This window comes from Nitrospira sp. CMX1 (genome assembly GCF_054902215.1).
The window spans coordinates 56,573-68,446 of the sequence record NZ_JBUBKD010000011.1 but is presented as its reverse complement, the minus strand read 5'-3'; the positions used below and the strand labels follow the sequence as shown (position 1 = coordinate 68,446).

General features: G+C 56.2%; 14 protein-coding genes. All 14 read left to right on the top strand.

Annotated elements, in window-relative coordinates:
• The first annotated feature begins 104 nt into the window (after positions 1-104).
• Complete coding sequence (locus ACYX34_RS02270; protein WP_462074932.1) at positions 105-779, top strand: SDR family NAD(P)-dependent oxidoreductase; 675 nt, start codon at positions 105-107, stop codon at positions 777-779.
• A 45-nt stretch (positions 780-824) separates the two neighbouring features.
• The gene (locus ACYX34_RS02265) at positions 825-1,220 is read left to right on the top strand and encodes a hypothetical protein (protein WP_462074931.1); all 396 of its coding nucleotides are present in this window, start codon (positions 825-827) and stop codon (positions 1,218-1,220) included.
• 25 nt (positions 1,221-1,245) lie between these two features.
• Positions 1,246-1,707 carry a DUF5069 domain-containing protein gene (locus tag ACYX34_RS02260; RefSeq protein ID WP_462074930.1) on the top strand — a complete coding sequence of 154 codons (462 nt, stop codon included), beginning with the start codon at positions 1,246-1,248 and terminating at the stop codon, positions 1,705-1,707.
• Positions 1,708-2,032: 325 nt separating this feature from the next.
• Entirely contained in the window at positions 2,033-2,725 is a 693-nt protein-coding gene (locus ACYX34_RS02255) for an alpha/beta hydrolase (RefSeq protein WP_462074929.1), read from the top strand.
• A 99-nt stretch (positions 2,726-2,824) separates the two neighbouring features.
• A complete protein-coding gene (locus ACYX34_RS02250) occupies positions 2,825-3,709 on the top strand; it encodes a Dyp-type peroxidase (protein WP_462074928.1) in 885 nt (294 codons plus the stop codon).
• 236 nt (positions 3,710-3,945) lie between these two features.
• Positions 3,946-4,647: a type 1 glutamine amidotransferase domain-containing protein gene (locus ACYX34_RS02245; RefSeq protein ID WP_462074927.1), complete on the top strand. Its 702-nt coding sequence runs from the start codon at positions 3,946-3,948 to the stop codon at positions 4,645-4,647.
• 23 nt (positions 4,648-4,670) lie between these two features.
• Positions 4,671-5,426, top strand: a complete 756-nt coding sequence (locus ACYX34_RS02240) for an SDR family oxidoreductase (protein WP_462074926.1) — start codon at positions 4,671-4,673, stop codon at positions 5,424-5,426.
• 229 nt (positions 5,427-5,655) lie between these two features.
• Positions 5,656-6,060 carry a hypothetical protein gene (locus ACYX34_RS02235; RefSeq protein ID WP_462074925.1) on the top strand — a complete coding sequence of 135 codons (405 nt, stop codon included), beginning with the start codon at positions 5,656-5,658 and terminating at the stop codon, positions 6,058-6,060.
• Positions 6,061-6,172: 112 nt separating this feature from the next.
• Positions 6,173-8,023 carry a glycoside hydrolase family 15 protein gene (locus ACYX34_RS02230; RefSeq protein ID WP_462074924.1) on the top strand — a complete coding sequence of 617 codons (1,851 nt, stop codon included), beginning with the start codon at positions 6,173-6,175 and terminating at the stop codon, positions 8,021-8,023.
• Positions 8,024-8,029: 6 nt separating this feature from the next.
• Complete coding sequence (locus ACYX34_RS02225) at positions 8,030-8,656, top strand: N-acetyltransferase family protein (protein WP_462074923.1); 627 nt, start codon at positions 8,030-8,032, stop codon at positions 8,654-8,656.
• The gene (locus tag ACYX34_RS02220) at positions 8,653-9,243 is read left to right on the top strand and encodes a histidine phosphatase family protein (RefSeq protein WP_462074922.1); all 591 of its coding nucleotides are present in this window, start codon (positions 8,653-8,655) and stop codon (positions 9,241-9,243) included. The genes ACYX34_RS02225 and ACYX34_RS02220 overlap by 4 nt, the downstream gene beginning before the upstream one ends.
• 79 nt (positions 9,244-9,322) lie before the next feature.
• Entirely contained in the window at positions 9,323-10,933 is a 1,611-nt protein-coding gene (locus ACYX34_RS02215) for a Na+/H+ antiporter (protein WP_462074921.1), read from the top strand.
• A gap of 80 nt (positions 10,934-11,013) precedes the next feature.
• Positions 11,014-11,367, top strand: coding sequence for a hypothetical protein (locus tag ACYX34_RS02210; protein ID WP_462074920.1), 354 nt, complete (start codon positions 11,014-11,016; stop codon positions 11,365-11,367).
• A gap of 13 nt (positions 11,368-11,380) precedes the next feature.
• Entirely contained in the window at positions 11,381-11,827 is a 447-nt protein-coding gene (locus ACYX34_RS02205; protein ID WP_462074919.1) for a VOC family protein, read from the top strand.
• Positions 11,828-11,874: the final 47 nt, after the last annotated feature.

Below are 11,874 nucleotides of genomic sequence, written 5' to 3'. Positions count from 1 at the left end.
TTTAGCACTTGTCGGTCTGTCTTTACGCGTGATGGGCACTGCGTGCGGAATGTAAGAGGTCTTGGACGTGATGAATGTTCGGCCCTGAGGAGGACGGCAGAATCATGAAGTTGAAAGACAAAGTGATGCTGATCACCGGCGGATCAGGTGCGTTGGGTCAAACGGTGGTGCCGACGTTCACGGCTGAAGGCGCGCGGGTGTTTATGACGGCCCGTCAGACGGAAGTGGCCCCGCCCGAGGTGTCGATCATACAAGCAAACGTGACAGATGAAACGGAGGTACAGCAGGTAGTGACTGAAGTGCTCTCAAAAACCGGTCGTATCGACGGGCTGATCAATCTCGTCGGAGCCTTTGCTTCCGGTCCTGCCGCTGACACCTCCTTGTCGGTTTGGGAGAGAATGCTGAGCCTCAATGTCACCACGGCCTTTGTACTCTCCAAGGCAGTGGCCCCTCATATGCGGGCACGAGGAGTCGGTCGGATTCTCCACGTGGCGGCTTGGGCGGCGGTCGTCCCCTTTCCAGGTGCGGCGGCCTATATTGTGGCCAAGTCCAGTTTATTGACGCTGGTCAGGGTGTTGGCGGTGGAATTGGGCGGGAGCGGCGTCACGGTCAACGCGGTGCTTCCGACGACCATCGATACGCCGAGCAATCGAACTAATATGCCTCACGCGGACAGGTCCACTTGGGCGAGCCCGGAATCCATCGCCGCCACGTTGAGCTTTCTGGCATCGGATGGTGCGTGTCAAATCAACGGCGCTGCTATTCCGATCGGGACGTAAGGCCGGACAACGTTGGAAGGCACGACCCAGAAAGGAATCACCAGCATGTCCGTCCAGAATCCATCGCGTGCGCACCTGACGGAACTCTTTCAAGCGCTACTCCGGTTACATAAGTCGCTATTGGATGCGGAACGCGTCTCATACGAGCGAGTGCATGGCCGCATCGAGTCCAATGGGGCATTCCTCCAATTGACGTTGACCGATGCATGGTTTGCCTGGTTGCGACCGCTGTCTCAAACAATTTCCAGACTCGACGAACTGTCCGAAGAAGACCCCTCCGTATCCGGTGATAGAATCACGGCGCTGCTTGCTTCGATACGCAGTCTGCTGACTCCGTCTGAAATGGGAGAGGGATTCGGGAGACATTACTACAACGCATTGCAGCAGGTGCCCGAAGCGGGGTTGGCCCATGCGCAGGTGAAGGCATTGCTTGGTTCATAAGAAACACGCGGAGGGAGGAAGTACAATGAGCACGGATTTTGAGAAGCTCACACTGTTGGCGAAGGATCTCCGAAAGACGTACCCACGCAGCCCTCGAGAAACACTCGCCGGGTATGTCATCGCAGCGCGGTGCGTCGACAAATGTCGGGCATCGCTTCTGAACATGAACGGTGAGTACAGCTATTGGCCTTGTTCGTTGGCCAGCCAATGGTTTTCGTTTACCGGGATCACGCCCGAGCAACTTAAGGATGTTGTTGCCGCTGGCGCGGACGACGAGACCGTCGCCCGATGGATCACCGAACAGTCCAAGGTGAAGGATCCGGACGAGGTGCTGAAATGGAACAACCGGTTGCGTGACATGAGACTGAGCGAGATGAGCCTCCAGGCGCAGCAGTACCTGGAAGCGTATATCCCGAAGTTTGTGCCGAACCACCGTCCGGTCTACGTGTGGTTCGATGTGTATGACTTGGAGGAACAACGGTTCTAGGGGAAGGCCCCTTCACGTAGGACAGCTAATTGGCGGAATGCATGGGTTCCAATCCAACATCTTTGGTGGAAAGAAGGAAGTGTGTTCGAGCACCTGAGCGAGAGGCAGGAGCTTGGCGCCCCTGACCTCGACCGTCCCGAGCAATCTCTTTGTCCTTGGTCATGCCGGCAACCGCGTTCCGCCTATAGGCTGATTGATCGAGCGGAAACGCGACGGATCATGGTGGCGTGTTACGTTACACGGATCCATCAAAGGTATCCTCAACCGAATCGTACCGTGCCGCAAGAATATCGCTGTACTATCCGCAATGAAAGGAAAGCAGGCAATGGCTATGAAACCGAACATTGTGCTGGTGCATGGGGCTTGGGGTGACGGTTCACATTGGCGCCATGTCATTCCACTTCTTTATGACCAGGGTTTTAAAGTTCTGGCGGTCCAGAGCCCCTTGACCTCGCTTGCTGATGATATCGACCGCACCAGCAAGCTTGCAGCAGGGCAAGATGGTCCGACCCTATTGGTGGGGCATTCCTATGGTGGTGCAGTGATTACTGGCGCAGGGCACGTGCCGAATGTTGTTGGGCTTGTATACATTGCTGCCTTTGCGCCGGACGAAGGGGATAGCTTAAGCAGTATCTTTGCCAGGCGGGAACAGCCGTCCGGGGCACGCAGCATTCGGCCCGACAAATATGGATTCTTATGGATCGCTCAGGAGTCCTTTCGGAAAAGCTTTGGCCAAGACCTCGACGAGAAGGAGGCACTGGTGATGGCGGTCTCCCAAAAGCCGATTGTCGGGCGGTGCTTCGAGGACAAATCGGGCGCACCGGCGTGGAAGAGCAAACCAAGCTGGTATCAAGTCTCAGCGAATGACCGCATGATTCCACCGGAGACGGAAGCATGGATGGCAGAGCGTATCAAGCCCAAGAAGACGATGACCTTGGAGGCGAGTCACGCATCTATGGCCTCGCACCCGGGCGACGTCGCGGCTTTGATTGCTGAGGCCGCCGGACTTTTCGTATAAGGCTTGTAAAGCAAGACCGCTCTCAATTCATGCACGCCGATGCCGTGTGTCAGGATGATGGTATTCAAGCGTCGGCCACCTCATGTTGGGGAGATCCGTATGACGATCGATTACTCTCAACCCAGTATTCTTGCAGCCCTGCCGGTGCTCGGACGGTCGCTCACGTTTCGGATTGCACCGTATGCCGATCCACGCTCCGCATTGAGACGGCTGCGCGACGGTTTTGCACTTGATTGGGGCGTCATTGGCGTGGGTGAGCCTGTGGCACGCGCGCTTGGTCAAGAAGTGGAAGGGCTCCGTGTGTTTCCTGGGCTTGCCGGGCCTGCTTGCAGCGTTCCATCCACACAGCAGGGGCTGTGGTGTTTCCTTCGAGGGCAAGATCGTGGTGGTCTTGTCGATGTCACTGAGCAGATCCAGTCCTTTCTCGATGAGGCGTTTATCCTTGATGACATAATGGATACCTTTCTCTATGCCGATGGCAGAGATCTTACCGGTTACGAGGACGGGACGGAGAACCCCCGTGGTGACGCCGCTCATGACGTGGCTGTCGTTCCTGCCGGGAGCGACTTGATGGGATCGAGTTTTGTCGCCGTCCAACGATGGGAGCATGACTTGGGTCGTTTTCGGTCGTTTTCATCGGATCAGCGCGATGCGATCATGGGCCGTCGTGTCGATACGAATGCCGAGATTGAAGACGCGCCGGTGTCCGCACATGTAAAACGGAGCGCACAGGAACGTTATGATCCACCGGCATTCATGGTGCGGCGTTCCATGCCTTGGGCGACCGCTCATCAGCAGGGGTTAGAGTTCATCGCCTACGGGGAGTCTCTTGACCGCTTTGAGCGCGTGTTGCGCCGTATGGTCGGTCTTGATGACGGGATCGTCGATGCGCTCTTTACATTCACCAGACCGTTGACTGGCGGTTATTACTGGTGCCCACCAATTAGCGGAACCCGGCTTAACCTTTCTCGTCTTGGAGTCTGACGATGTCACATGTGATATCGTCATGGTCGGATCGAATATCTTTTTTCGCCAAAGAGGTCGGCAATCATCTAAACACCGACGACAAGATCATCGCGCATCTAACCTCGCCACTCGCTATTGGCGGTGATGAGTCGCGGCAAGTGGCGCAATGCGGCTACATGCCTGGGGTTACGAGATCGAGAGCGGCAACGTGATGACCGGCGAAGATCTGAGATCACACACAATGAGGTGGAGCCATGGAGAAAAAAATACTCGTCGTATTGACCAGCGTTGAAAAGTACCCCAACCTGAACCGAGCCACCGGTTTATGGTTGGGCGAGGCCGTGCATTTTGTGAAGAAGGTCGAGGCAGCGGGTTTCCGGGTGGATTATGTGAGCCCTCAAGGGGGCTATACGCCGATCGACCCACATAGCTTGGCGATGGCCGAGCCGACTGATTGGGATTGGTACCACAAGAAGGAATTCATGAACCGGCTCGGCACGACGCTTAAACCCAGTGAGGTCAATCCGAATGATTACGCAGCGATCTACTTTACCGGCGGCCATGGTGTGATATGGGATTTTCCTGATAATAAAGCCCTTCAGACGATTAGTCGGAAAATTTATGAGAACGGCGGGTATGTGTCATCGGTTTGCCATGGAGCCGCAGGCCTACTGAATATCAAATTGTCCAATGGAGTACTGCTGATCAAGGATAAACACGTCACCGGTTTCTCAAACGAAGAGGAGAAGTTGGCAGAGCTCGACAAGTTCGTGCCGTACCTCACGGAAACGGAACTCGCTGCTCGAGGAGCGGTCTACAAAAAGGCGGAGAAGCCCTGGGCACCGTTTGCCGTTGAAGACAGTCGATTGATTAGCGGGCAAAATCCGGCATCGGGCGGGGCGGTGGCCGAATTGTTGATTGCGGCGATCAAGAAACAAAGTGCATCGGAGGGGTAACTGAAATCGAGGAGGAATACACAATGAACAATCATACATTGAAGGGAAAGGTTGCCATCGTCGGCGCGGGCTCCAAGAATTTGGGCGGCCTCATTAGTCGAGAGCTCGCCAAAGGCGGTGCCAAAGTCGTGGTGCATTATCATAGCGATGCGACCAAACCGGATGCTGAATCCACTGTCAAAGCGATCACGTCTTTGGGTGCCGAGGCATACCCTGCACAGGGCGATCTGACAAAGCCGAGCGCAGTTGCTGCATTGTTTGAGCAAGCCAAGAAACGCTTCGGCGGTATCGATATCGCTGTCAACACCGCGGGGAAGGTGCTGCGCAAGCCCATCGTTGACACCACGGAAGAGGAGTATGACTCGATGTTCGATATCAATGCCAAAGCCGCCTACTTCTTCATCAAGGAAGCTGGCAAGCATCTCAATGACAATGGGAAGCTCATTACCATTGTGACGTCGCTGTTAGCTGCCTTCACGGATGGTTATTCCACCTATGCGGGCGCCAAGTCGCCGGTCGAACACTTCACCCGTGCTGCGGCCAAAGAATTTGGGCCGCGCGGTATTTCTGTGACCGCGGTCGGACCTGGTCCGATGGATACCCCGTTCTTCTATGGGCAGGAAACGCCCCAACGTGTGGCCTACCACAAGTCGCAGGCTTTGAACGGTAACCTCACCAAGATTGAGGACATTGTGCCTATCGTGACATTTTTGGCCACCGAAGGCTGGTGGATTACCGGGCAAACGATATTCGCGAATGGCGGGTACACGACTCGATGACATGGCCCATCAATCGTATGATGCGTCAAAATTACGGCTGTGACAGTCGAACCGCGTGAAACGGGAGACGTTCTCGACATGGGTTGCCGTCGTCCAAATGAGCGTCAATCATCGATATGGATGAATGACAGCCGGCCCAGATTCGTTGATACGGTGCATGTTGCGAGCGGGAGGATCGGATCATCAAAAGAATCAGTGATGCGTGATTGAGATATGGAGGGAGAATATCATGGACTACGCACATGGAAGTCGGCCGCTCGATTCAGATATCGGTAATCGCTCTAAACGGTGCGGCATCATTCGCGCTCTCGTGATGGCTCTGTTGCTCGGGCTGGGGTCATTGGGAACCGGCGTGAACGGTTGGACGGCCGACGATGACGGCAGTCGACTCACGATCGTGAGTCCGGCACAGGGCGCAGTGATCAAGGGAGATTCGGTCGACGTGCAGTATCAGCTGTCGAAGGGTGTTCAGGCCACGCATGTCCATTGTTATCTGGATGGAGAGTATCAAAGGGGGTTCAAGGGTGTGCTCAAGGGACTAGCGAGAGGTCCACACGAGATCAAGATCGTGGCCGCGAATCACGATCATAGCGGATTGGTTGCCGAAGCGACAGTCACGATCGAAGTAGAATGAGACATGTGGATCACGATGGAGTTCGAGGGAAGCGACAGATCCGAGAGGCGTTTGATCTGACCCGTCCACCGATCGATCCGGACATTTCTTGGCGGGAGAAAGCAACGGAGCGATGAGTTACCAGCCGATCCAAAATTACGGCATCATCGGCAACATGCGCACGGCGGCATTGGTCGGCTTGAACGGATCGATCGACTGGCTGTGTTTCCCCCATTTCGATTCTCCCAGTGTGTTTGCAGCCATTCTCGACGATGAAAAGGGAGGCCGATTCGAAATTACCGCCGTCGGCGCCGACATTTCTCTCAAACAACTTTACTGGCCTGATACCAACGTGCTCGTGACGCGCTTTCATGCCACGAACGGCATCGCCGAGATCCTGGATTTTATGCCGGTCGGTCTTCCTGCGGATTCCCCGTGGCATCATCAACTCATTCGCCGAGTTCGTGTGATGCAAGGGAGTATGGAGTTTCAGGTCCGCTGCCATCCGGCCTTCAACTACGCGCGTACACCGCATCACACACGCGTGACCAAACAAGGCGCCAGTTTTCATTCGGCGGATCTCAACCTAGGGTTGGCGACGGATATCACGCTCACCCCAGACGATCGAGGAGTCCGCTCGATTTTTGCTCTGCAAGAAGGACAATCGGCGGTGTTCGTCCTTCGGTCTCTTGAAGCGGATGAACACTGTGGGGCGTGGCCGTCCTCGGGTGAAGCCGATGAATTGTTTGAGCGTACCGTGACATATTGGCGGCACTGGCTCTCTCGATGCACGTATACCGGTCGATGGCGGGAGATGGTGCATCGCTCTGCGCTCTGTTTGAAGCTTTTGACGTTTGAGCCGACGGGCGCCATTGTCGCTGCGCCGACCTGTAGTTTGCCGGAAACCCCAGAAGGCGTCCGCAATTGGGACTATCGATATACCTGGATTCGCGATGCGGCCTTCACTGTCTATGGGTTCCTGAAAATCGGATTCACGGAGGAAGCGGACCAATTTTTGAAATGGTTGGCGGCGCGTGCCAAGGAGGTAGAGGCCGGCGGCTCGCTGCAGGTCATGTACGGAATCGACGGACGTCACGAGTTGACGGAACAGACACTCGATCATCTGGAAGGATACCGTGGCGCGAAGCCGGTACGTATCGGGAACGGCGCCTATAACCAGGTACAACTGGATATCTACGGCGAATTGCTGGATGCGGTCTACCTGTACAACAAGCATGTGATGCCGATCAGCCACGACACGTGGACGAGAATCAGGCATCGGCTCGACTGGTTGTGCGATCACTGGCAGCAGCCGGATGAGGGAATCTGGGAAACCAGAGGCGGCCGTCGGCAGTTCGTCTATTCCAAGTTGATGTGCTGGGTGGCGATGGATCGTGGGCTTCGCTTGGCCGACAAGCGGTCATTTCCTGCTGATCGTACGCGGTGGGTGCGTGTGCGCGATCAGATTTACGATGAGATCATGCAACGAGGATGGAACGAGAAGCGTCGAGCCTTCGTTCAGCATTACGAGAGTGATTCATTGGATGCCGCGAGTCTGATCATGCCGCTCGTGTTTTTTATTTCTCCGAACGATCCGCGGATGCTCGAGACGTTGGCGGCCATTACTCGCTCGCCGAGGTCCGGGGGGCTGATGTCCGATGGGTTGGTGTATCGGTATGACAGCGAAACAGGAGAAGACGGCCTGCATGGGAAAGAGGGCACGTTCAACATGTGCACATTCTGGTTGGTGGAGGCCCTTGCCCGGGCAGGACGCGTTGATCGTGCAAAACTTGAAGAGGCGCGTTTCCTGTTCGAGCGGATGTTGGGGTATGCCAATCATGTCGGGCTGTACGCTGAAGAGATCGGAACCAGCGGGGAAGCCCTCGGCAATTTCCCTCAAGCGTTCACTCACTTGGCATTGATCAGCGCCGCCTTCAATCTCGACCGGACATTGAATGCCGGATCAGCCGGAGGAAGTCGATAGGGGAGAATGGATCGGCGCACGCTCGAACGGGTAGAGACTATGGAATTCAGACGGGCAAAGCCTGAGGATATCCCCGCCATTCTCGATGTGCAGGCGGCGAACTTCGTCGGTAACCTGGATGATGTGGAACGCCGGGATGGATTTTTGTCGGTGGAGTTTACACGCCGGCAACTCGATGAGATCGCAAGCCAGGTCGGGATCATCGTCGCCGTCAGCGAAGGCCGCCTGGCCGGTTACCTCTGCGCCTCTTGCTGTGAATTCAATCGACCATTTCCCCTCCTTGCCGCCATGATGCGGCGGTTCGATGCGATCGACCATCGTGGACGAATCCTCGCGGCCTCCCGTGTCTTCATTTATGGGCCAGTTTGCATCGATCGGTCTTACCGCGGGCGGGGAATTCTCCGTGGACTGTATGAAACACTGCAGCAGGAAGTCGTCGGACGGTATGACATCGGGGTCGCCTTCGTCGCCGATGATAACCCACATTCTCTCCGTGTCCACGTGGATGGACTTGGAATGGCGCATGTCGGGGAATTTACTTTTTCAGGGAAGCCGTATCACATTCTGGCGTTTGATGTGAGATCCGGGGATGAACATGGGGCAGCAAGTAAGCCGGCTGTCGAAAAGACGTGAGCGAGCATCGCCAAGAGCTATGGCTGATCCGGCACGGCGAAACGGAATGGAGTACCGCCAAGCGGCATACGGGTCGAACCGACGCCCCGCTGACTCCGACGGGTGAGGGACAGGCTATTGCCGTCGGTCGATCGTTGGCCGGGCGGCAGTTTGCCCTGGTGCTCTGCAGCCCGCTGCGCCGCGCTCGTGAGACGTGCCGACTGGCCGGTTACGGAGATGCGGCGAACCTGACCGATGATCTCCTCGAATGGGATTACGGTATCTACGAAGGAAAGACGACACCGGACATCCGGTTGGAACATCCTGACTGGTCGATCTGGACGGCGTCGGTTGTAAACGGCGAGTCGATCGAGCAAGTCGGTCGTCGCGCCCAACGAGTCATCGAGCGGGCATTGACGGTCGGCGGTGATGTGGCGCTGTTCGGGCATGCGCATCTTCTGAGGATTTTGACTGCCTGTTGGCTTGGTCTTCCGCCGGAAGCTGGGAGGCTGTTTGTTCTCGGGACTGCTTCAATGAGTGTGCTTGGGTATGAACGAGAAACACGGGTCATCAGCAGGTGGAATGTTTCTCATGAGGTACGGACATGAAAACCTTCTATCTCGAAGACCATATGGCCAAGCGGACATTGGCGCTTTGACCTGTCTCCATTAACTATAAGACCGTGACATGGACAGCCTCCACCAGCTTGAACTTATCATTCTGCTGCTTGCAGTCGTGTTGGCACTCACGACTGTGGCACACAGAATCTTGATCCCCTATCCGATTCTGCTCGTCATCGGCGGGCTTGTGTTGGGTATGGTGCCGGGTTTGCCGACCGTCACGTTGAATCCTGATTTGGTCTTTTTGGTTTTCCTGCCGCCGATCTTGTGGGCAGCCGCCTACTTTACCTCGCTACGCGACTTTCGGGACAACCTGCGCCCGATCTCATTGTTGGCCGTGGGGCTCGTCCTCGTCACGACCGCCGCCGTCGCGACGACGGCGCATGCCTTCCTGGGGTTCGGATGGGCGGAAGCCATCGTGCTTGGTGCCATTGTTTCTCCTCCCGATGCCGTGTCGGCGACGGCCATCGGCAAACGACTCAGCATGCCGCGGCGGATCGTGACGATTTTGGAAGGTGAAAGCCTTGTCAATGACGCGACGGCCTTAGTCCTCTATCGAGCCGCCGTGGCCGCGGTGGTCAGCGGCAGCTTTGCATTGGGCGAGACCGTGGTTCAGTTTGTCTACGCCATTGTGGTGGGCGTTGCCATCGGGATTTTGGTTGGGTGGCTGACGCGATGGGCACTCCATGTGATTGGCGAGAGTTTCACCGAAATCGCGGTAACATTGCTGGCTCCTTATGTGGCGTGGGTCACAGGAGAATCGTTGCATGCTTCGGCCGTCCTCTCATGTGTGGCGGGTGGTCTGTATCTGCGACAGCATTTCAGCAGCGTGGTGGCACCCACGACCAGGATCCAGGGGCGCGCCGTATGGGATTTAGTCGTGTTTCTTTTAAACGGCGTGATTTTCATCCTCATCGGTTTGCAGTTGGGAGCGCTGCAGGCTGCCATTCCTCCGGACCATGTTGGGTCGCTCCTTGTGGGGGGAGTATTGATCAGCGTGACGGCTATTCTCGTGCGGTTGGGCTGGGTACCAATGGCCGCCGTGATCTCCCGCTGCTTCAGCCCCGCGCTTCGTGCGCGGGATCCACGACCGTCCTGGCGGCATCTTTTTTTGGTGGGGTGGACCGGCATGCGTGGGATTGTCACGTTAGCTGGTGCCATGGCTCTGCCGGTGACGACCCACGCCGGCCATCCCTTTCCCTTTCGCGAAGAAATTATCCTGCTCAGTTTTGCGGTGATTTGTGCCACGTTGGTGTTGCAGGGGTTGACCCTGGCCCCGTTGATACAGATCCTGGGCGTACGTGGAGGGTCGGAGGGAGAGCGGGAAGAGATGCAGGCCCGCGAACACGCAGCGAGGGCGGCGTTGAATCGGTTGGGCGAGCTGCGTGCAGAGGCATGGCCCAAACTAGATCATGTCGAGCAATTGCACACACACTATGATCGGCGCCGGCGGCGCTTCGCGTCGGACACCGACGTTGATCCTGACTGTAAGCAGGAAACGGGTGAGGCTCTTCTTCGGCTCAGAGAAGAGACCTTGGCAGCCGAACGGTCGGCGTTGATCCGACTCCGTGATGATGGCACGATCAGCGACGAGGTTCTGCACCGATTGGAACATGAGTTGGACGTCGAGGCCTTGCGCCTTGGACTTGGTGAACGACGGATGCGTTCTCATTCGTGAGTTGTCGGCCGAATCTCCAAGAGATGCCTCGTCATGACACTGGAGCACCGTGAATGGAATCACATCACGGGAGAAGAAGAGTGAGTCACTCGTCCGATCTGAATGGATACGGGTCTGCATGGTTGGTATGGCGGAATGCGGCAAGCACTGCGCGAGGAATGTCCGAGATCCAGGGGGTACAGGTTGCGACAGCCGATGTCACGGATGAGTCAGCTGTTCGACGCCTGCTCGAAAAGACAATGGACAGGGTCGGCCCGATCAATGTACTGATCGATCTCGTGAGAGGACTTACGCTGGGGCGTGTCGTCGAAGCAGATCTGTTGCTGTGGCAGGGAATGTTGACGATGAACATGAATTTAGCCGCCGAAATGGCGCTGTTTCTTGTGTCCGATGAAGCAAGGCAGACAAACGATGCTCTTATTCCACTTGGATAATTGAGGTAAAAAGATGAAAGCTCATTATCTTGGTCATGTGGTCTTCTATGTGAAGAATCTGGAACGTTCGCTCGGCTTCTACCGAGATTTATTAGGGTTTAAGGAAGTAGGCCGGATCTTTAACGGGGCTGCCGCTGCACTGACATCCGGTCGTACGCACCACGAGTTATTGCTCATCCAAGTCGGGGATGCGCCAGGGCCTCCTCCGGGCCCTCGCCGTGGGCTCTACCATATCGGAATCAAGGTCGGGGACAGTCTCGACGAGTTGCGACAGGCCAAGCACGAGTTGGATCAAGCGGGGATTGCAATAGATGGCATGAGCGATCACACGGTGAGTCAAAGTCTCTATCTGAAGGATCCCGATGGGAATGAAGTGGAACTGTATGTTGACGCTGATGAGTCGATATGGAAGAACAATCCGGCGGCGGTGGTGTCGCCAATCAAGGCGCTGAAGTTATAGTTTTATACGGATCGGGGCATAAGAGGACTTGCCTCTGTCATGCAAGC